Here is a 20907-nt window from a genome sequence, read left to right as displayed (position 1 = left end):
CTCTCCCCGCTGCTCTGTCTGTCGTTGGCTTTAAATAAACGCGATAACAAGGGCTTGCCGTTGTCGAGCGCGGTGCTTAAGCCGCCGATCCACGCAGTTCATGCCGGGGAAGAATGCGATAGTACCGCAGGGCCGGCCGCCGGCAATACGGGAAACCCCATATAGCCCGCGGCCATCAAACCCTGCGCGTCATCATAGCGCAAAACAAATCATGGCAATGGCATTAAATCTATCAATTTGCGCGCGGCGTTCTCCAATTGCTGACGACCGTTGTCGCCGTCGCCCAATTCCTGCTGGCCCTGCCACAACATGGCGCCGTCGGCGCTGTTGACCACTTCCAGCGCCAGCGTGCGCACCGTGCGCACCTGATAGTCCGGCGACCAATACATGCCGCCACCGTAGCGCCAATCGCGCCAGCCGCCGGCGTACCAGCCGTCCGCCGGCCAATACACCTGGCGCTGCTGGCTTTGCTTGAAGCACAGCTTCCATTGCGGACGCGCCTCGTCCACCGCCGCCCCCTTCAAGACCAGCCGGTCCAGCAGCCACTCGCGCATGTCCACGCCGGCGCCGGCCGACGGCAGGCAGCTCAGTCCCACCGTGCCCGCGCCGGCCCAGGACGGGCCGGCCGCCAGCAGCGCCAAGAGCGCCGCCATCGCTGTTTTCATCTTCATCGCCTCAATTCCAATAAGCCGCGTCAGCATACACTGACCGCAAATAGTCGACGAAGTGCCGTACCCGCGCCGGCAGCAGGCGGCGCTGCGGCACCACCGCGCACACCGGATAGTCCGGCGCGGAGAATTCATCCAGCACCGTCACCAGCCGGCCATCGGACAAATCGTCCTTCACCTCCCACAGCGAACGCCAGGCCAGGCCCAGGCCCTGCAAGGCCCAGTCGTGCAGCACCGCGCCGTCGTTGCACTCCAGCCGGCCGCTCACGCGCAGGTTCACCGCCTCGCCGTCGCGGCGGAACGCCCAGCCGCGGCTCTGGCTCTCGCCCAGGGACAGGCAGTTGTGCTCGGCCAGATCCTCCAAGCGGCGCGGCAGGCCGTGACGCGCCAGATAGGCCGGCGCCGCCACCACCACGCGGCGGTTTTCCGCCAGCCGGATCGCCACCAGCGAGGAATCGGCCAGGTCGGAGATGCGGATCGCGCAATCGATGCGGTCGCGCTGCAGGTCCACCAGCCGGTCCGACAGATCCAGCGTCACCTTGACGTCCGGATGGCGTAGCTGGAAACCGGCGATGTGCGGCGCCACGTGCTTGCGGCCAAAGCCGGCCGGCGCCGACACCCGCAGATGGCCGCGCGCGCGGCCGCTGCCGGAAGCCACCGCCGCTTCGGCGTCCTCCAGGTCGGCGAGGATGCGCTGACAGTCTTCGAAAAAGGCCGCGCCCTCCTGAGTGAGCGCCAGGCTGCGCGTGCTGCGGGTCAGGAGCTTGACGCCCAGCCTCTCCTCCAGCGCGTCTATGCGCCGGCCGATGATGGCCGGCACCACGCCCTCCTGGCGCGCGGCGGCCGACAAACTGCCCTGCGACACCACGGCGACAAAGGTCTCCAATTGTTTCAACATCCGGGCCGCCCCACGATTAGCTAACAAAAAGTAAAAGATGATATGTCTATATATGCATTTTTTTTTACGCTTTGCCTAGATAGACTAGCCAGGTCCCGTTTCACTGTCCCAGGTCCGGACGCGGGCGCCGCCCGTCCCGGCGCGTCCGCTCGCCGCCCCGTCCAACGATGCAAAGGAGTCCCAGCATGGCAGCCGCGCTTCCCCAGGGGATGGAAATCCTCGCTACGCTCACCCCGGCCTACGCCGACATCCTCAGCCACGACGCGCTGGCCTTCGTCGCCAAGCTGCACCGCCGCTTCGAGCCGCGCCGCCGCGAGCTGATGGCCGCCCGCGCCGCGCGCCAGGCGGAACTGGACGCCGGCAAGCTGCCGGACTTCCTGCCCGACACCGCCGCCGTCCGCGCCGGCGACTGGAAGATCGCGCCGCTGCCGGACGACTTGCTGGACCGCCGCGTGGAAATCACCGGCCCGGTGGACCGCAAGATGATGATCAACGCGCTCAATTCCGGCGCCAAGAGCTTCATGGCGGACTTCGAGGACTCCAACTGCCCAAGCTGGGACAACCAGATCAACGGCCAGATCAATGTCCGCGACGCCTACCGCAAGACCATTTCCTTCGCCAACCCGGACGGCAAGCAATACCGGCTCAACGCCGACACCGCCACCTTGCTGCTGCGGCCGCGCGGCTGGCATTTGATGGAAAAGCACGTCAAGGTGGACGGCGACATCGTCTCCGGCGCGCTGTTCGACTTCGCCCTGTCCTTCTTCCACAACATCGAATTCTTGCGCGGCTCGGGCAGCGCCACTTATTACTACCTGCCCAAGATGGAAAGCCATCTGGAAGCGCGGCTGTGGAACGAGGTGTTCGTCTTCGCCCAACAGGAGCTGTCCATCCCCCAGGGCACGATCAAGGCCACGGTATTGATCGAAACCATACTCGCCGCCTTCGAAATGGACGAAATCCTGTACGAATTGCGCGAGCACAGCGCCGGCCTCAACGCCGGCCGCTGGGACTACATCTTCAGCTGCATCAAGAAATTCCGCCAGAACCGCGACTTCTGCCTGGCCAACCGCGCCCAGATCACCATGACGGTGCCCTTCATGCGCGCCTACGCGCTGCTGCTGCTGAAAACCTGCCATCGCCGCGCGGCGCCGGCGATAGGCGGCATGGCGGCGCTGATTCCGATCAAGAACGATCCGGAGGCCAACGAGAAGGCGCTGGCCGGCGTCCGGGCGGACAAGGAACGCGACGCCGCCGACGGCTACGACGGCGGCTGGGTGGCCCACCCCGGCCTGGTGCCCATCGCCGCCGAGGCCTTCGGCAAGGTGCTGGGCGACGCGCCCAACCAGATCGCCAAGCAGCGGCCGGACGTTCAGGTCGGCGCCGCCGACTTGCTCAACTTCCAGCCGGAAGCGCCGATCACCGAAGCCGGGCTGGCGATGAACATCAATGTCGGCATCCAGTACCTGGGCGCCTGGATTTCCGGCAACGGCTGCGTGCCCATCCACAATCTGATGGAAGACGCCGCCACCGCCGAGATCTCCCGCTCTCAGATCTGGCAATGGATGCGCAGCCCCAAGGGCGTGCTGGACGACGGCCGCAAAGTCACCGTCGAGCTGTTCCGCCAGCTGCACGCGGCGGAGACGGCCAAGCTCAAGGCCGAGTACGGCGCGCGCTGGACCCGCCAGTACGACGACGCGGCGGCGATGTTCGATCTGCTGACCACCTCGGACGATTTCGTCGAGTTCCTGACGCTGCCGGGATACGAATACCTGGCCTGACAGGACAAATGAATCCCGGCGGCCTCATTGTCGGGATTTGTCAGCCCGGCTGCGTAGCTTTGCGGATTGAAGAGCATGGACAAGGGCCCTATGATGGGCCGCTTGTCATAATTCACCTTGCAAAGCGCGCCCGCCTCGGAGCCTGTTCAAGCTCTGGCGCCCGCCCGCGACACAGGGCGCCGCGCTCGCTGCGCGAGCTTTCAACGCGCGCAGCGGACTTTGAACAGACTCCTACATGCAAAGCATCCTCGACTTTCAGGCCACCGTGCTCAGCACCACCGGTTACGGCCTGGTGCTGACCGCCGTCATCACGATGTTCTGGCTGCGCAACCGCGACGAGCGGGCCTTTCTGTATTTCTGCGCGGCCGGCATCTGCGTCAGCCTGGGCGGCGTGTTCAGCCTCTTGCCCATCGGCCTGCCGCCGTGGCCGCAACTGGTGTTCAACAATCTGCTGTGGATGCTGTTCCATCCCGTCGCGCTCTGCGGCATCCGCCATCTGAACGGCAAGCGTCCGCGCGTCTGGCAAAGCCTGCTGCTGACGGCCGCCGGCATGAGCGCCTATATACTGGCCGGCCCGGCCGATATGGGACGCCGCACCGCCGCGGTCTGCCTGGTTTATCTGATCGCCTGGCTGCTGGCCGCGCGCGAGCTGTGGCCCGGACATTCGCGCATCGGCGGCGCCGGCCGCAAGATGGCGCTGACGGTCTGCCTGCTGTACGCCTTGCTGGCGCTGGCGCGCATCGTCCACGCCGGCTGGGCCGGCAAGGTCTACGACGCCGACGCGATGCGCTTCACCATGCTCAGTTCGCTGGGCATGCACTGGCTCAGCTTCAGCTTCATCCTGTGCGCGCTGTACATCTGCTACGAGCGCGCGCTGGAGCGGACCCAGCACCAGGCCAGCCACGACGGCCTGACCAATCTGCTCAACCAGCGCCGCTTCCGCGAACTGGCCGAGGCCGCCTGCCGCCGCGCCTGGCGCGAGCGCAAACCGCTGGCGCTGCTGCTCTTGGACGTGGACCACTTCAAAAGCATCAACGACCGCTACGGCCACCAGTGCGGCGACCTGGTGCTGCAACAACTGGCCGCCTGCCTGCGCGCGGAGGCGGGCCGCGACGACATCGTCGGCCGTTACGGCGGCGAGGAGTTCGTGATGCTGCTGCCGCGCACCGGCCTGGAGGACGCGCACGCGGCCGCGCAACGCATCCTGCGCGCGGTGGACGCGCTGCGGCCGCAACCGGCCGCCGCCGCCCCGCCCTTGCGCGTCAGCGTCAGCATCGGGGTGGCCAGCACCAGCCAGCAGCCTTACGACGGCCTCTCCAGCCTGTTCCGCGCCGCGGACGGCCAGCTCTACCGGGCCAAGCGCAACGGCCGCAACCGGATAGAACTGGCCGAAGGACAGTATGCCGTCGGAAACTTTTCTCGGGCATGATGGGCCTACACACTGCAAATCGGACTTTTCCGATCAAGACAACAATGTCATGGGAATCGACACATGAACAAACCAACTCTCTTGCTTGCCAGCCTCGGAACCCTGTTCGCCGTCAGCGCCGCCCCGGCGCTGGCCGAAAGCACCCAGCTCAATCTGTCCGCCAGCGCGCAGCGCGAAGTGGCCAACGACCAGATCAGCGCCACCTTCTACCAGCAAATGAGCAACGCCCAGCCGGCGGTGCTGGCCGATAGGCTTAACAAGGCCGCCGCCCAGGGCATTGCGCTGGGCCGCAACTACTCCAAGGTGCAGCTGTCCAGCGGCGGCTACAACACCTGGCCCAATTACGACAAAAACGGCAAGATTCAGGGCTGGCAAGGCCGGGTGGAAATCCAGCTGAAGAGCCGCGACTTCACCCAGGCCGCCGAACTGATGGCCAAACTGCAACAGAACCTGTTGCTGCAAGGGCTGCAATTCAGCGTGTCCGACCAGGCGCGCAAGGAAGCCGAGCAGAGCATGCTGCCGGAGGCCATCGCCAATCTGGAAGCCCAGGCCAAGATCGCCGCCAAGGCAATCGGCAAAAACGTCAGCAATATCAAGGAATTGGACATAGGCAGCCAGTCGCCCATCTTCCGCCCGCCGATGATGATGAAGGCCGCCGGCATGGCCGCCAACGCGGAAGTGGCCCAACCGGACCTGCAGCCAGGACAATCGCAACTGCAACTGCAAGTCAGCGGCAAGGTGGAGTTGAAGTAAGCCTTCCAGCCGCCACGGCATTGCGCTAAAGTAGTCGCTCGCCAGGCCTCGCGTCCGGCGAGCACTTCGCCAGCCATCATCCAGAACGACCCGAAACATGAAACTGATCGCCTCGTTGACCAGCCCCTACGCCCGCAAGGTGCGCATCGTGCTGGCCGAAAAGAAAATAGACTGCCCGCTGGAGGAGGACGTGCCGTGGAACGCGGATACCCGCGTCGGCGACTACAATCCTCTGGGCAAGGTGCCGGTTCTGGAACTGGATGACGGCTCGACGCTGTACGACTCGCGCGTCATCGCCGAGTATCTGGACAATATCTCCCCGGTGTCGCGCATCCTGCCGCAGGAAAACCGCCTGCTGATCGCCACCCGCCGCTGGGAAGCGCTGGCCGACGGCATCGTCGACGCCGCGGTGGCCATCGTGCTGGAAAAACGGCGCCCGGACGACAAGCAGATGCCGGAAGTGATCGCGCGCCAACGCGGCAAGATAGACCGCGGCCTGGCCGCGCTCGCCGCCGATCTGGCCGACCGCCAATGGTGCAACGGCGTGGGCTACAGCCTGGCCGACATCGCCGTCGGCGCCTGCCTGGGCTATCTGGATTTCCGCTTCCCGGAAATAGACTGGCGCGACAGCCATCCCAATCTGGCCAGCCTGCTGGAGCGGCTGATGACGCGGCCGTCCTTCGCCGACACCCTGCCGCCGGCCGCCTGAGCCGCGCCGCCGTCACAAAAAACCGGGCCCAAGCCCGGTTTTTTCATGTCGTCTCGCCGCGCGGCGGATAGACAATCCGTTCTCAGACCGGCCGCGGCGCCAGCATGATGATGGCCATCCCGCACAAGGCCACCGCCGCGCCGGCCATGTCCCAAACACTGGGCCGCACGCCGTCCACCAGCCACAGCCACAACAGCGCCACCGCCACGTAGACGCCGCCGTAGGCGGCATAGACCCGGCCCGCCGCCGCCGGATGCAGGCTGAGCAACCAGACGAAGAGCGTCAAGGCCAGCGCCGCCGGCAGCAACAGCCACCACGGCCCCTCCTTGCGCAGCCACAACCAGGGCAAGTAACAGCCGACGATTTCCGCCACCGCGGTCAGGCCGAACAAAAGCAATAATTTCAAAGCATTCAACATGGGGTCTCGCTGCGCGCCGGCATCAGATCAGGCCGGCGGCGATATTGATCATCAAGGCCAACACCGTGGCGTTGAAAAAGAAGGACAGCACGCAATGCAGCGTGCCCACCTTGCGCATGGCGCTGGTGGTGTAGCTGACGTCGGCCGTCTGTCCGGACGTGCCTATGATGCAGGCGAAATAGAGGAAGTCGCCGTAATCCGGCTCCTCCTTGCCGGGAAACTCCAGGCCCGGCGCCAGGCCACGCGCGTGGGCGGCGTAGTAGGCGCGCGCGTAATGCAGCGCGAACATCACGTGAATGAAGGCCCAGGAGGAAAAAATGGTCAGGATGGCCAGCGCGACGTGGACGGCGCGCGGCCAGCCGTGCAGGTCCTTGACCGCCGCCAGCTCCAGCACGATGGCGGCCAGGCTGGCCAGCGCCGCCAAAACGGCCAGCGTCATCACCAGCGTCTGCCCCTCGTCCTCCAGCCTGGCCCAATGGCGGATGTGCTGACGGCCCTCGCTGAACATCATCCAGGCCACCAGCGCCAGATAGAGCGCGGCGCCGGCGTTCCAGCCGACGATGTAGCGGGTGATCTCCCGCATCGGCAACAGCCAGGGCAGCGCCAGCACGGTCAGCAGGCCGACGGCGGCGGCGATCACCAGCCGCGGACGGGCCAGCAGCATGCGCGCCGGCGCGAACCGGCGGACGGAGCGAAACAGGGCGGACATGGCGGCGAAACTCCCGGCAATGGATCAGGGCCTCAGTGTACCTGTCCCGGCGCGGGCGGCAAGCCCTCGCCGCTCAGCCCGGCGACGCGCTAAAGCGCCGGGTGAACAGCCGGCGGAAGGTCTCGAACTCGCCCGGCGCCAGCGTCAGCCGGCATTGCCTGCCGTTGCGGGTCTCGGTCAGCGCGTCCTCGGTCAGCACCCGGCTGCCTTCGGCGGTCAGCAAGGCCATCAGCCGGCTCTTGTTGAACGGCGAGCGCGGATCCTCGGCGATACGGCGCTGGATCTCGCTCAGCGCGCCGCAATCGGCGATCTCGTCGTCCAGATCGAAACCGTAGGCGATGCGCCAGCTCTCGCCCTCCCCCGGCGGCCGCCGCTCCAGTTGCGCGAAGCCGGCGCCGGCCGGCCAGGCCACTCGGTAGTCGCCGTTGGCGGAGCGCGCCACTTCGCCGCACAGCGGCACCATGCGCAGCGGCTGCTTGAGGCCGTAGCCGCAATCCAGCAGATAGCCCTGGCCTTGATGCCACAGCAGAATGGCGACATGGGTGCCGCCCAGCGGCAACCAGTCCTGGCTGTCTTCATCGAAGATCGTCGCGCGGATCAGGCTGGCTTCCAGGCCGTTACGGCGCAGGAAGAGATAAAGCAAGGGATTGAGTTCGTAACACAGGCCGCCTTCGTCGCGCAGCGCGATTTTTTCCAGCAGGCTGTGCTCGCTGATGGGCTCGGGCCCGCCCTGGAACAGGCTCAGGTTTTCAAACGGCAGGCTCAAGGCCGTCTCGCGCAACAAGGCGTCGATGTCCTCGAAAGCCAGCGGCCGCTGCGCGTCCCAGCCGACGCGGGCCCGAAAAAGAGCGTTGATGTCCGGCATAGTCCCTCCCGTCTAGCGTCAGACAGGCAATCTAACAGCCGCCGGACGGGATCGACAGATCAATTATCCGGGCGAGACGTTCAAAAAATTTGATGGTCCGCCCCCTTGCGCTCAAACGCCGCTCACCACCAATGTTCCAGCTGCACCCCGAAGGTGGAGCCGCTGAGCGCGTTGCCGAAGGCGCCGCCTTCAGCCAGCGTCGAGCCGGGCGCGGCCGCCTGCTGGGCGGCGCGGTTCCAGCGCGCGTAGGTGTAGAAGAAGCGCAGTTCCGGCCGGCTCCAGAACGCCTTGTCCAGCGCCAGCGTCGGCGCGATGGTGAACTTGCTCAGGGTGCGGACCTGTCCGTCGGCGGCCTTGACCCGGTCGAAACCCAGCTCGGCCGCCAGCTTGAAGCGCTCGCCGAAGGCGTAGACCGGCCGCGCGCCGGCCGACCACCAGGTCTGCCCGCCGTCCGGCCGCGCGTCGCGCTGCCAGGCCAGCATCAGCTGGCCGCCGAACTCGCGCGTGGCCTGCCAGTCCAGCGCCTCCACCAGGCGGCTGCGGCGCGCGCCGCTGTCGCTGACGAGGCTGCCGGTGCCGCCCAGGCCGGTGCCCGGTCCCACCCCGTATTGCAGCGAGAACAGATTGCGGCCGCCCAACACGCCTTTTTGCTCGTGCAGCGCGCTGAGCGACCAGCCGCTGTTCGCGCCCGCCACCTGGCCGGCGCGCTGGATGTAGCTGAGGCCCAGGCTCAGCTCGCCGCCGGGATTGACGGCGATGCCGCCCAATTGCAGATCGTGCTTATTGGCCTGGTCCGCCTGCCACCAATTGTCGTTGCGCGAGAAGGCGTAGCTGAGCTTGAGCTCCCGGCCCAGCTTGAAATCCTCCAGGCCGAAGCCGGTGCCGCTGGGGTTCCAGAAATAAAAGTCGGCGATATGCACGTCGTGACGCTTGTAGTAGCGCCGGCCGGCCCACAGCGTGGCGCCGTTCAGCTGCGGGATGTCGCTCCATTTGGCGTAGGCCTGCGGTAGCCGGACATTGCCGTTGTCGCCCTGGAAGGTCAGCGAATGGCCGTTGCGGTTGTACAGGCTGGCCATGCCCACCACGCTGAGCTTGCTGCCGTTGTCGGCCTGGAACAGCTGCTGGCCCAGTTCCAGTTCGGCGTACTGCTCGCATTCGTTGCCGAGCCGGTACTTGGTTTCGGCGCCGGCCAGCTGGAAGCAGCTCTGTTTGCCGCCGCCGTCCGATCCGCCGGCGCCCAGGCGGGCGTAGCCGTGAAAGTCCAGCGCCTGGGCGGCGGCGGGCAGCAGCAAGGGGGCGGACAAGGCCAGCAAGGCCAGGCCGCGGGGTACGAATTGAGTCATTGTTCTCTCCATTTCCCTTAGTTTTGGGCACAGCGCGGCCTGCCGGCCGGGAATGCCGGCAGCTCGCAGAGGATTAACTCCTCGAAAATCTGAGGCTCAGTTCAGAACGGCGCGGTACATCAACGATTCGTAAGGCCGCAGCCGCGCCCGGGCGGGATGCGCCGCCGCGTCGGCGTAATTGGCGCACAGCAGCTGCCAGGCGTGATCCGGGCCCAGGTAGTCGGCCGGCGGCGAATAGTCGCGCTCCTCGGCGCTGAAATTGCTGATCACCAGCAGCTTCTCGCGCGCTCCGGTCCGCGCGTAGACCCATAGCGCCGTATCGTCCGGCGTCAGGCAGCGGTAATCGCCGTCGCTGAAGATCGGGTACTGCTTGCGCAGCGCGATCAAACGCCGGTAATGCTGCAGCACCGAGTCCGGATCGCGGCGCGCGGCGGCGACGTTCACCGTCTCCGCGTCCGGCGCCAGCCCTATCCACGGCTCGCGCCGCGAGAAGCCGGCGAAGCGGCCGTCGTCCCATTGCATAGGCGTGCGCGAGTTGTCGCGCGACTTCTGCCGGATCGCCGCCATCGCCTCTTCCCGCCCCAGGCCGTCGGCCAGCAACTGGCGATAGGCGTTGCGGGTTTCCACGTCGCGGTAGTCGTCGATATCGGCGAAGCCGGGGTCGGCCATGCCGATTTCCTCGCCCTGGTAGATGTAGGGCGTGCCTTGCAGGCCGTGCAGCGTGGTCGCCAGCATCTTGGCGGACTCCAGCCGGTAGCGGCCGGCGTCGCCGAAGCGCGACACCACTCGCGGCTGATCGTGGTTGCACCAGAACAGCGCGTTCCAGCCGCCGCCCTCGTGCATGCCGCGCTGCCAATCAGACAGGATGCGTTTGAGCGCGATGAAATCGAAGGGCGCCGCGCGCCATTTCTCGCCGTCCGGGTAATCCACTTTCAAATGGTGGAAGTTGAAGGTCATCGACAACTCGCGCCGTTCGGGATGCGAATAGGCGACGCAGTGCTCCAGCGAGGTGGACGACATCTCCCCCACCGTCATCAGATCGCGGCCGGCGAACACCTCGCGGTGCATCTGCTGCAGGTATTCGTGCACCCGCGGGCCGTCGGTGTAGAAATGGCGGCCGTCGCTGTCGTCCTCGGAAAAGGCCGGGTCCTTGGAAATCAGATTGATCACGTCCAGCCGGAAACCGGACACGCCCTTGTCCGCCCAGAAGTTCATCATGTCGAACACCGCGCGCCGCACCGCCGGGTTGTCCCAGTTCAGATCCGCCTGGGTCTTGTCGAACAGGTGCAGATAATACTGGCCGCTGGCCTCGTCCCACTCCCAGGCCGACCCGCCGAACTTGGAGCGCCAGTTATTGGGCCGGTCGCGCCAGATGTAAAAATCCCGATAGGGATTGTCCCGGCCCTGCAAGGCCTGACGGAACCACGGATGCTCGGTGGAAGTGTGGTTGACCACGATGTCCAGCATCACCCCGATGCCGCGCAGCCGCGCCTCGGCCAGCAGCAGTTCGAAATCGGCCATGCTGCCGTAGGCCGGGTCTATGGCGTAGTAATCGCTGACGTCGTAGCCGTTGTCGCGCTGCGGCGAGCGGTAGAACGGCGTCAGCCACAAATAATCCACGCCCAGCCAGGCCAGGTAGTCCAGCTTGTCCGCCACCCCCAGCAGATCGCCGGTGGCCGTGCCGTGGTGGCTGTAAAAGCTCTTGGGGTAAATCTGGTACACCACCGCGGATTTCAAATTCTTGTTCATCGGAACGGCTTTCGTATCAGGACTGCGGCAGCTGACGGCGCGCCAATACCCAGGTCAGCGCGAACGGCGTCACCAGGGCCACCACCATGCCCACCAGGAACATCGGAATCTGCTGCGGAATGATGGAGATGAAGGCCGGCAGGCCGCCGACGCCTATCGCCGAAGCGCGCACATGGCTGAGGGTGATGGTGGCCGCCGCCAGCGCGGAACCGGCCAGCGCCGCGTAGAACGGCAGCTTGTAGCGCAGGTTGACGCCGAACATCGCCGGCTCGGTGATGCCGAAGAAGGCGGAAATCGCCGAGGTGGACGCCATGCTCCTCTCATTGCTGGCGCGCGCCAGCCAGAACATCGCCAGCGCGGCGCTGCCCTGGGCGATATTGGACAAGGCGATCATCGGCCAGATGAAGGTGCCGCCCTGGTTGGCGATCAGCTGCAGATCCACCGCGATGAACATATGGTGCATGCCGGTCAACACCAGCGGCGCGTACAAGGCGCCGAACAGCATCGCGCCCAGCACGGGCGCCAGGTTGAACACATAGACCAGCGCGTCGGTGATGGCGATGCCCAGGTGGCGCGCCACCGGACCGATCACCGCCAGCGCCAGCACCCCGCTGACTACGATGGTGACGATGGGCACCACCAGCAGCTGGACGGAATTGGGCACCCGCGGCCGCAGCCACAGCTCCACCCTGCACATCACCCAGGTGGCGGCCAGGATGGGCAGAATCTGCCCCTGGTAGCCCACTTTCTCGATGCGGAACCAGCCCAGCACGTCGAAATACGGCAGCGCCGCGCCGTCCAGGCCGGCGGCGGCCTTGCCGTAGTTCCAGGCGTTGAGCAGGTCCGGATGCACCAGCAGCAGGCCCAGCACGATGCCCAGCACCTCGCTGCCGCCAAAGCGCTTGGCCGCCGACCAGCCCACCAGCGCCGGCAGGAAAACGAAGGAGGTGTTGGCCATCATATTGATCAGCCCCCACACCCCGTCCAGGCCCGGGTAGGCGTCCAGCAGGCTCTTGCCGTCGATGAACATGCCCTTGGCGCCCAGCAGATTGTTCAAGCCCATCAGCAGGCCGGCCACGATGATGGCGGGCAGGATGGGCATGAACACGTCGGAGAACACCTTGACCAGCTGTTGCAAGCGGCCCTGCTTCTGATCGCCGCTGGCCTTGACCTCGGCCACGGTGGCGCGCTGCAGCGCCGCCAGTTCGATCAAGGGCTGGTAGACCCGGTCCACGTCGCCGGAGCCGATCACGATCTGAAACACGCCGCCGTGACTGAACTGACCCTTGATCAGGTCCACCTGGCGCAAGGCCTCCTGGTCCACCCGGCTTTCGTCCTTCAAGGACAGGCGCAGCCGGGTAATGCAGTGCGCGGCCTGCTGGAGGTTGTCGCGGCCGCCCACCGCTTCGAGTATCCGCGCGGCTATTTTCTGGTAATCGTGGCTCATCTGAGGGTCCCTGTATCTCTCGGCCGACGGTCTGCGCCGTCTAGCCCGTTATCAAACCTGGCGGCGATATTGGCAAGCGCCGCCGATGCTGATGGCACGCTAACTGGTACAGACGAGTTGTGTCAACACTCGTATAGACGAGTTTGCGCAAAATCAAACGCCCCCGTGCGTGAACGCAACAGGCGCGATGGATCGCTTCAGATCAAGGAATGACGGCGCGCGCCGCCGCGCCGCTATTTGCGGCGGGCGACGTCGGAGAAGAAGAATTTGTCCAGCCGGTGGCGGGACTCGGTGTATTCGAACTGACGGCCGTCGTAGAGATGGGTGTGGTTCTTGACCACGATCACGTGGTCCATGCCATTCAGATCCAGATAGCGGCGATCGTCGTCGCCGCAGGCCTGCGCCTCTATCACCCGGCGCGCGTAACTGATGTTCAGGCCCAGCCGCTGTTCGATGAATTCGTAGATGGAGCCGGCGGCGGCCTCCCGGTCCAGGCCCGGCACCAGGCTGGCCACGAAGTAATTGATGTCCAGGATCACGTTTTCATTATCGATATTGCGCACCCGCTTGATCTTGAGCAGCGGGGTTTTCTCGCGCACGTCCAGCAGGCGCGCCAGTTGCGCGTCCGCCGGCACCGTCTCCATCTCCGCCACCCGGGAGCTGACGCGGCGGCCCAGATGCTGATGCGCCTCCTTGAAGCTGACGATGCCGCTGAGCTGGAACTCGATATTGCCGGAGCGCAGCACGAACACGCCCTTGCCGTGAATCTTCTGCACATAGCCGCGCTCCTGCAACATGTCCACCGCCTTACGCACGGTGCCGCGGCTGGCCTCGTAGCCCTGCATCAGCTCGGTTTCGGAAGGAATGCGGTCGCCTTGCTGGTAACGCTGGTTGTCGATGTCGGCGACGATGTCGGAAAAGATTTGGCTGTATTTGTTCACGGCGTGGATTCGGCAAGATCTGGCGGAGCGCCCCAGTCCGGCAGTCTGCCTCAAGCGCGGGCGACGCGCCAGTCCGCGCCGGACGCGTTCTTCCGCTCCGCGCAACACTGCATTGTCCGCCGCGGATATTCCGCCTGCCGCCGGCCCGGCGCACACTGGGCGCCTTCCCTCACCAGACAGGAACGTCGTCATGCACGCACCAGAACTCCGCCCGCCGCTGCCGCCCTTCGATCGCGACAGCGCCATCCTCAAGGTCCGCCTGGCCGAAGACGGCTGGAACAGCCGCAATCCGGAACGCGTGGCCCAGGCCTATACCGAAGACAGCCAGTGGCGCAACCGCGCCGAATTCCCGCGCGGCCGCGCGCAGATCATCGACTTCCTCGCCGGCAAATGGCGGCGCGAACACGAGTACCGGCTGATCAAGGAACTATGGGCCCACGACGGCGAGCGCATCGCGGTGCGCTTCGCCTACGAATGGCGGGACGAGGCCGGCCAGTGGTTCCGTTCCTACGGCAACGAAAACTGGGAGTTCGCCGCCGACGGCCTGATGCAGCGCCGCTACGCCTGCATCAACGATCTAGCCATCCGCGAGGACGAGCGCCTGTTCCACTGGCCGCTGGGGCGCAGGCCGGACGATCATCCCGGTCTGAGCGAACTGGGCTTGTAAGAACCTATTCAAAGTCTGCTGCGCTTCAGCGATACGGCGTTGAAAACGAGCTCAAAATGCTCATGTACCACGAGTACATTCCGCTTTTTCGCTCGTTTTCGCCTTGTCTCGCTCTCGCTCGCGAGACTTTGAACAGGCTCTAAGCCAGACCTAGGCGGGCCTCACTCCGCGAAGCAGGCATCCTCCAGCAACATGTCCTCGAAGAAGGCGCCGAAGGGCCGGGACGGATGGCGGATGTGGATCTCCAGCACCCACAGCATGCGCGCCGGAGTGAAGTCCACCTCCGCCAGCGGCCCCTCGTGGATGGCCGCGTGCGGGAAGTCCGCCAGCCGGTGACCGGACAGATCCAGATTCAAGGCCCAGCCGCGGCCGGCGGCGCAGTCCTCGGCGAAGCGGTACAGCTCGCGCCCGCTACAGCCCTCTCTCGCCCATTTGCGCCTCACCTCGTGGAAGATGGCGCGGGCGTCGGCGGCGCAGCGCGCCATCTCGGGATCGGCGCCGGTGACGAAGCTGTCGCCGCCGTCGCCCTCCCACTGTTTCCACACCGGGCCGATGTCGATGAAGAAAATATCGTCCTCGCCCAGACGCACGCCGGGATCGGAGGCCGCGCCGAAAGTCTTCAGCGTGTTGCGGCCGAAACGCACGTAGACGTCGTGCCAGCCGCGCAGCATGCCGCGCTCGGCCAGGATGTCCTTGGCCTGTTCCACCGCGTCCTCCTCCAGCATGCCCGGCCGCATCGCCGCGGCGATCAGGGCGATCGCCTGCCGGGTTTTGTCCCGCACCGCCATCAATTGCTGCGGATCGAAGGCCGGGCCCACGCCCTCCAGCGCCGATTGTTCAATGCTTGCTTCCATTTCATGCTCCTGTGCTTGAGTGCGGGCAGGCGGTCGCCTACCCGGGTATGGCTATCTGTAAACCGTGCAAGCTTGACTGCAGGGCGATCTGGCAGGCCAGCCGGCAGCGGCCCTCGTCCGCCTCCGACAGCTCCAGCGCCGCCAGCAGCCGACGCTCCGCGCGCTCCATCGCCGGCAAACGCGGCAGCCAGTCCGGCTCGACGCGCACCAGGCAAGTGCCGCAGGCGGCCTGCCCGCCGCAGACGCCGCGCATCAGACCGGCGGCGGCCAGCGCCTGCATCAGGCTGCCGGCGGCGGGCGCTTCCAGCCGCCTCTCCCCGCCGTCCGCGGCGCGAACGCTCACCGCCATGACGGCCGCGCTCGGCGCGGCCGACGCCGCCGGCTGGAAGGCGTCGGCCAGAAAACGCTCTTCCGGCAAGCCGCGCTGCCGCGTCAGCAAGCGGCGCGCCGCGTCCACCATCGCCGGCGCGCCGCAGGCGTAGACCTCCGCGGTGCGCAAACAGGGAAAATCCTCGGCCGCCGCCTGCTGGACGAAACCGCGCCGGCCGTCCCAGCCCGGATCGGGCTCGGACAGCACCGGCTCGAAGCGGAATCCCGGCCGCTCGCGCTCCCAGGCTCGCAGCTCCTCGAGCAAATACAGGTCGTCCGCGTTGCGGCCGCCCCAGTACAGGGTCACCGGCCGCCGCCCGGCCGCGCCCAGGCCCTGCTGCAACATCGCCCGCAGCGGCGCGATCCCGGTGCCGGTGGCCAGCATCACGGCCTGATCGACGCCGGAGTCCTCCCGCCACACGCAATCGCCATAGGGCCCTTGCAGCCAAAGCGCGTCGCCCGGCCGCGCCTGCCGGCGCAGCCATTCCGAAAACGCCCCGCCCGGCTGCAGCCGCACGTGCAACTCCACGCCGCCGTCGGCGCGCGGCGGCGCCGCCATCGAGTAACTGCGCGTCAGCCCGCCCGGAGCCGTCACCGAAACGAATTGCCCGCTGCGGAAAAACAGCGGCGCCGCATCGGCGCACTCCAGCCGCAACCCGCAGACCTCGCGCCCCAGTCGCTCTATCGCCGCCAGCCGGTAGCGGCCTGCGCCGCTGTCTGCCACTTGTGTCATTTGCCGCTCCTTGAATGTCCATCTCGATCACTTTAAGCCGCCGCTGGACCAGCAAAAACATCCAGTTTTGATAAGATTGATGGTCCAGAAACAGGAACGAGAGCCAGGAAAGGAGTCCGCGGCATGCTGCGAAAATGGGATTTGCAACTCAGCCTGGATAGAGACGGCGGGCTGCCGGTGCATCTGCAAATCGCCCAGCAAATCAGCGCCGACATCCAACGCGGCCGGCTGCGGCCGGGCGCGCCGCTGCCGGGCAGCCGCGAACTGGCGGCGCAACTGGGCATCAACCGCAAGACCGCGGTGCTGGCCTACGAGGAACTGGCGGCGCAAGGCTGGCTGCTGACGCAGGGCCGGCGCGGCACCTTCGTCGCGCCCAGCCTGCCGCTGCTGTCGCCGCGGTCCGCGCCGGCCACCACGCGGACGCCCGCAAGCATCCCCGCGCACGACGACATCGACTTTGGCGACGGCGTGCCGGATTCGCGGCTGATTCCCTTCGACGTGCTGGGCCGCGCCTACCGCCGCGCGCTGATCGCCGCGGCCCGCGCCGGGCGTCTGGCCTACGGCGACCCGCGCGGCGAACTGCCCTTGCGCCAGGCCTTGGCGGAAATGCTGGACATGGAGCGCGGGCTCAACGCCGACGCCGAACGCATCTGCCTGGTGCGCGGCAGCCAGATGGGCATCTATCTGGCCGGCCGCGCGCTGCTGCGGCCCGGCGACGCGGTGGCGCTGGACGCGCTCAGCTACCCGCCGGCGCGCGAAGCCTTTCGCTCTCTGGGCGCGCGGCCGTTGGACGTGGAACAGGACGCCGCCGGCATGCGTCCGGACGCGCTGGAGCGGCTGTGCCGGAGCCAGCCGGTCAAGGCCGTCTACCTGACCCCACACCACCAGTATCCGACCACGCGGATGATGCCGGCCGAACGGCGGCTGCAATTGCTGGCCCTGTCGCGTCGCTACGGTTTCGCCATCATCGAGGACGACTACGACCACGAATTCCACTACAGCCGCAGCCCGGTGCTGCCGATGGCCAGCCTGGACGCCGCCGAGCGCATCGTTTACGTCGGCTCCCTGTCCAAAGTGCTGGCGCCGGGGCTGCGCGTCGGCTACCTGGTGGCCGAGCCCGCCCTCATCCAGCGCTGCGCCGCCGACATCATGCTGATAGACCGCCAAGGCAACGCCGTCACCGAACTGGCGGTGGCCGAACTGATGCACAGCGGCGAACTGAAACGCCATCTCCGCCGCGCGCTGCGCATCTACCGCGCGCGCCGCCAGGCGCTGGCCGACGCGATAGACCGCCATCTGGCCGGCCTGGCCGAATACGAGCTGCCGGAAGGCGGGCTGGCGCTTTGGCTGCGGCTGCCGTCCTGGGTGGACATGCCGCGGCTGGGCGCGGACGCGCGCAGCGCGGGCGTACGCTTCCTGCCCGGCGGCGCCTTCGCCGACGACGGCCGCGACATCCCGGCGCTGCGCCTGGGCTTCGGCGCGCTGGAAGCGGAGCAACTGGAGCAAGGCGTCGCCCGCCTGGCGCAGGCGCTGCGCCGGCAAATTCCGGCGACGGGATTGCGGAGCTCATGACAAAGAACTAATCTGAGCCGACACCCTCACCCGAAAGGCCGCGCATGAGCCAAGCCCACGCCCCCTACCGGCTAACGCTGGAACGCCTGATCGACGCTCCGCCGGAACAGGTTTACCGCGCCTGGACCGACCCCGAACTGCTATGCCAATGGTTCACCCCGCGGCCGTGGACGGTGGCCTCGGCCGAACTGGACGTCCGGCCCGGCGGCTCCAGCCTGGTGGTGATGCGCAGTCCGGAAGGACAGGACTTCCCCAATCGCGGCGTCTATCTGGAAGTGCGGCCCGGGCGCCGCCTGGTGTTCACCGACGCTTACACCGAAGCCTGGCTGCCTTCGGCCAAGCCCTTCATGACCGTGACGCTGGAATTCCAGCCCCGCGACGGCAAGACGCATTACCGCGCGGACGTCTTGCACTGGACCGAGGCCGACCTGCGCGAACACGAGGCGATGGGCTTCGCCAGCGGCTGGGGCCAGGCCACCGATCAATTGGAAGACCTGCTGGCCGGGCTGGGCGGAGGCGCTTGAGCGTGTGCTTTTTTATCAATCACTTAGCGCCCGCGCCGTCGCCGGAACCGCCCACAGCGGCGGCGCGCCTTGCCAAAACAGGCAAAAAACGCTACATTCGGGCGCTCTAGCCGAAAACGCGCGGGTGTAGCTCAATGGTAGAGCAGAAGCTTCCCAAGCTTACGACGAGGGTTCGATTCCCTTCACCCGCTCCAGTCCGATTTCCCAACCCGTAACCTAGATCAAACCGCTGGCATGGCCCATCCGAGCATCCACCCATGAAATTGAACTCCGGCCGGCTGTGGCTTCGCATCGCTGTTTACAGCCTCACCGCGCTAGTGGCGGTCGTCGTGCTGGTGCAATCGCTGATCTACTGGCAATTTAATGAAGCTCAGGTGCGCGGCACCCTGTCGCACGCCTTGCAGGACACCGGCCGCGTCATCAGCATCGAAGGCCGCGTCACCCCGATATTGTTCCCCTCCCCCGGCATCCAGATCGAAAAGCTCTCCGTCTCCGAACCGGGCCAGCAAACGCCGTTTGCCCGCGTGGAGGAATTGCGCGTCGGCCTGGCCTGGTGGCCGCTGCTGTTCGGCAACCGCGAAGTGAGCTCGGTGGCGCTGTACGGCCCCAGCGCCAACATCAGCCGCGGCGAAGACGGCCGCCTGTCCATCGCCGATCTGTTTCAGCGCCATAGTCAGAGCAGCTTCTCCATCAAGCTGGACACGCTGAAGATACGCGAGGGCACCCTGGTGCTGTCCGACCAGATGACCCATACCGACAGCCGCGTCGCCAGCATCAGCCTGGACGCGGACGATCTGCGCGGTGGCGCCAGCCTCAGCGCCGGCGCCATCCTGGAACAGGGCTCGCGCCCGGTGCGCCTGGCGGTCAACACGCCGCTGTCCATCCAGGACGACCAGGTCAGCCTGGAGGCGCTGGACGCGGTGGCGATGACCCAGGTTCCCGGCCTGGGCGAAAGCAAACTCACCGTCAGCGGCCAGTACAAACTCAATTTCGCCACCTTGCAGGCCACCGGCAGCAATGTGGCGCTCGCCTTCAGCAGCGAGCGGCCCAGCAGCGAAGTCCACCTGGCGCTGCCGCAGATCAACGCCAGCTTCGACGAGCTGACCATGCCTTCCGGCCAGCTGAGCGCCAAGCTCAGCTACGCGCGCAGCCAGTACCAGCTGGAAGCCGCGCTGGAAAACCTCAAACTCAACGAAGCCGGCCTGTACGCCGACAAGCTGCACGGCGACTTCAACTGGCTGGCCGGCTCCACCAAGGTCAACGTCAAGCTCAACGCGCCGCTGTCCCTGGCCGGCATGAATCAATTGCGGATGCAGCCCTTGGCGCTGACCTCCACCATCACCACCCCGCTGCTGCCGCGCGGCAAGCTGGTGTCCACCATGGACGGCGCGCTGGACGGCGATCTGGACGAGCCGCGCTTCAATCTGCGCGTCGCCGGCAAGATGGACGGCTCCGACCTCGCCGTCACCGTCAGCCAGTACGGCCTGATCAAGCCGCGCCACGAAGCCACGGTGTCGGTGGGCCGTCTGGACCTGAACCGCTACCTGCCGGAAAGCAAGGGCGATCCGGTGGCCATCTTCCAGAACACCGGCGACATCCCGCTGGACTGGCTGGACCTGTTCGACCTCACCGGCAAGGTGGCTGTGGGCGAGCTGGCGGTGGGCCGCTTCCGCATCAAGCAGATCAGCAGCAATGTGCGCATCAACCCGCGCGAGCTGGAGCTGGACCAGATGTCGGCCGACATCTACGAAGGCAGGCTGCAAGGCGACGCCAGCCTCAGCCGCCGCGACGTGCCGCAACTGAAAGTGAACCAGACGCTGCAGGGCATGAAGATCCGCCCGCTGCTGGTGGACCTGTTCAACTTCAGCCGCCTGGACGGCAAGGGCAACGGCAAGATAGACATCAACGCCGACGGCAAATCCTTCGCCCAGCTGCGCGACACCCTGAGCGGCAATGTGCAGATGAGCCTGAACAACGGCGCGCTGACCGGCATCGACCTGGTGGCGGCGCTGAAGAACCTGCCGGCCGAGCTGAAGGAATGGAACAGCGCCGCGCAGAACGACCAGAAAACCACCTTCGCCACGCTGTCCAGCAGCTTCCGCCTGGACAAGGGCGTGGCGCGCAGCCAGGACCTGAAGCTCGCTTCCCAGCTGATGAATGTGGGCGGCGGCGGCAAGATAGACCTGAAGCAAAGCATCGTCGACTACACCATGGACGTGCAGGCCAACCCGCTGGCCTTCGCCCGCCTCAAGGGCGTCAACGTGCCGCTGAAGATCACCGGCCCGCTGAACGCGCCGGTCTACGCGCTGGACTTCAACGCCATGGTCAAGGGCAAGAAGACCGAGGTGGAAAAGCAGCAGGCGCTGAAGCAGCAGTTGCAAAAGCAGATCACCACCATCCTGCCTTAACGCCCGACAAACAGCATCAAGACGAACGGCCCCCGCGGCTCACGCCGCGAGGGCCGTTCGACGTCCTCCC

General features: G+C 66.4%; 19 protein-coding genes and 1 tRNA gene. 9 read left to right on the top strand and 11 right to left on the bottom strand.

What is annotated here, in order from left to right; all coding sequences use genetic code 11:
- Positions 1–209: 209 nt before the first annotated feature.
- Entirely contained in the window at positions 210–671 is a 462-nt protein-coding gene (locus JC616_RS05290; RefSeq protein ID WP_227107084.1) for a DUF4136 domain-containing protein, read from the bottom strand.
- Between the two features lie 4 nt (positions 672–675).
- The gene (locus tag JC616_RS05285; RefSeq protein WP_227107082.1) at positions 676–1566 is read right to left on the bottom strand and encodes a LysR family transcriptional regulator; all 891 of its coding nucleotides are present in this window, start codon (positions 1564–1566) and stop codon (positions 676–678) included.
- Positions 1567–1751: 185 nt separating this feature from the next.
- Between JC616_RS05285 and aceB the strand changes: the two genes are divergently transcribed.
- The 4 genes from aceB to JC616_RS05265 all read left to right on the top strand — a co-directional run bounded on the left by aceB (position 1752) and on the right by JC616_RS05265 (position 6238).
- Positions 1752–3347, top strand: a complete 1596-nt coding sequence (aceB, locus tag JC616_RS05280) for a malate synthase A (RefSeq protein ID WP_227107080.1) — start codon at positions 1752–1754, stop codon at positions 3345–3347.
- Between the two features lie 235 nt (positions 3348–3582).
- Positions 3583–4776 carry a GGDEF domain-containing protein gene (locus tag JC616_RS05275; protein ID WP_227107078.1) on the top strand — a complete coding sequence of 398 codons (1194 nt, stop codon included), beginning with the start codon at positions 3583–3585 and terminating at the stop codon, positions 4774–4776.
- A gap of 63 nt (positions 4777–4839) precedes the next feature.
- Complete coding sequence (locus JC616_RS05270; RefSeq protein WP_107798261.1) at positions 4840–5529, top strand: SIMPL domain-containing protein; 690 nt, start codon at positions 4840–4842, stop codon at positions 5527–5529.
- Between the two features lie 97 nt (positions 5530–5626).
- Positions 5627–6238, top strand: coding sequence for a glutathione S-transferase (locus JC616_RS05265; RefSeq protein ID WP_227107076.1), 612 nt, complete (start codon positions 5627–5629; stop codon positions 6236–6238).
- An 82-nt stretch (positions 6239–6320) separates the two neighbouring features.
- On the opposite strand, the gene JC616_RS05260 is transcribed toward JC616_RS05265, so the two are convergent.
- From JC616_RS05260 to treR, 7 genes are all read right to left on the bottom strand, one after another.
- Positions 6321–6656, bottom strand: coding sequence for a YnfA family protein (locus JC616_RS05260; protein ID WP_166450669.1), 336 nt, complete (start codon positions 6654–6656; stop codon positions 6321–6323).
- Positions 6657–6678: 22 nt separating this feature from the next.
- On the bottom strand, positions 6679–7365 hold the full coding sequence (locus JC616_RS05255; RefSeq protein WP_227107074.1) for a DUF1345 domain-containing protein: 687 nt from the start codon (positions 7363–7365) through the stop codon (positions 6679–6681).
- A gap of 73 nt (positions 7366–7438) precedes the next feature.
- On the bottom strand, positions 7439–8230 hold the full coding sequence (locus JC616_RS05250) for an arylamine N-acetyltransferase family protein (RefSeq protein WP_107798260.1): 792 nt from the start codon (positions 8228–8230) through the stop codon (positions 7439–7441).
- A 122-nt stretch (positions 8231–8352) separates the two neighbouring features.
- Positions 8353–9573: a maltoporin gene (locus tag JC616_RS05245; RefSeq protein ID WP_227107072.1), complete on the bottom strand. Its 1221-nt coding sequence runs from the start codon at positions 9571–9573 to the stop codon at positions 8353–8355.
- Between the two features lie 96 nt (positions 9574–9669).
- A complete protein-coding gene (gene treC, locus JC616_RS05240) occupies positions 9670–11322 on the bottom strand; it encodes an alpha,alpha-phosphotrehalase (RefSeq protein WP_227107070.1) in 1653 nt (550 codons plus the stop codon).
- Between the two features lie 16 nt (positions 11323–11338).
- Positions 11339–12769, bottom strand: a complete 1431-nt coding sequence (treP, locus tag JC616_RS05235) for a PTS system trehalose-specific EIIBC component (protein ID WP_107798257.1) — start codon at positions 12767–12769, stop codon at positions 11339–11341.
- A 233-nt stretch (positions 12770–13002) separates the two neighbouring features.
- Complete coding sequence (gene treR, locus JC616_RS05230) at positions 13003–13710, bottom strand: trehalose operon repressor (protein WP_199225800.1); 708 nt, start codon at positions 13708–13710, stop codon at positions 13003–13005.
- A gap of 190 nt (positions 13711–13900) precedes the next feature.
- On the opposite strand from treR, the gene JC616_RS05225 reads away from it, so the two are divergent.
- Entirely contained in the window at positions 13901–14377 is a 477-nt protein-coding gene (locus JC616_RS05225; protein WP_107798255.1) for a nuclear transport factor 2 family protein, read from the top strand.
- A 161-nt stretch (positions 14378–14538) separates the two neighbouring features.
- Here the strand turns inward: JC616_RS05225 and JC616_RS05220 are convergent, their stop codons facing one another.
- Both JC616_RS05220 and JC616_RS05215 read right to left on the bottom strand, forming a co-directional pair.
- A complete protein-coding gene (locus JC616_RS05220; RefSeq protein WP_227107068.1) occupies positions 14539–15231 on the bottom strand; it encodes a M24 family metallopeptidase in 693 nt (230 codons plus the stop codon).
- 37 nt (positions 15232–15268) lie between these two features.
- Entirely contained in the window at positions 15269–16333 is a 1065-nt protein-coding gene (locus tag JC616_RS05215; protein ID WP_227107066.1) for an NAD(P)H-flavin reductase, read from the bottom strand.
- A 123-nt stretch (positions 16334–16456) separates the two neighbouring features.
- Here JC616_RS05215 and pdxR point away from each other — a divergent pair, with 123 nt between their 5' ends.
- The 4 genes from pdxR (at position 16457) to JC616_RS05195 (ending at position 20837) form a co-directional block, all read left to right on the top strand.
- Positions 16457–17905: a MocR-like pyridoxine biosynthesis transcription factor PdxR gene (gene pdxR / locus JC616_RS05210; protein ID WP_227107064.1), complete on the top strand. Its 1449-nt coding sequence runs from the start codon at positions 16457–16459 to the stop codon at positions 17903–17905.
- 44 nt (positions 17906–17949) lie between these two features.
- Positions 17950–18429, top strand: coding sequence for an SRPBCC family protein (locus JC616_RS05205; protein WP_227107062.1), 480 nt, complete (start codon positions 17950–17952; stop codon positions 18427–18429).
- A 120-nt stretch (positions 18430–18549) separates the two neighbouring features.
- Positions 18550–18623 (top strand) — tRNA-Gly (locus tag JC616_RS05200).
- A 63-nt stretch (positions 18624–18686) separates the two neighbouring features.
- Entirely contained in the window at positions 18687–20837 is a 2151-nt protein-coding gene (locus JC616_RS05195; protein WP_107798250.1) for an AsmA family protein, read from the top strand.
- The last annotated feature ends 70 nt before the right edge of the window (positions 20838–20907 follow it).

Origin of the sequence: Chromobacterium rhizoryzae (assembly GCF_020544465.1) — a bacterium.
GTDB lineage: Bacteria > Pseudomonadota > Gammaproteobacteria > Burkholderiales > Chromobacteriaceae > Chromobacterium.
This window is presented reverse-complemented; position numbering and strand designations above follow the sequence as displayed.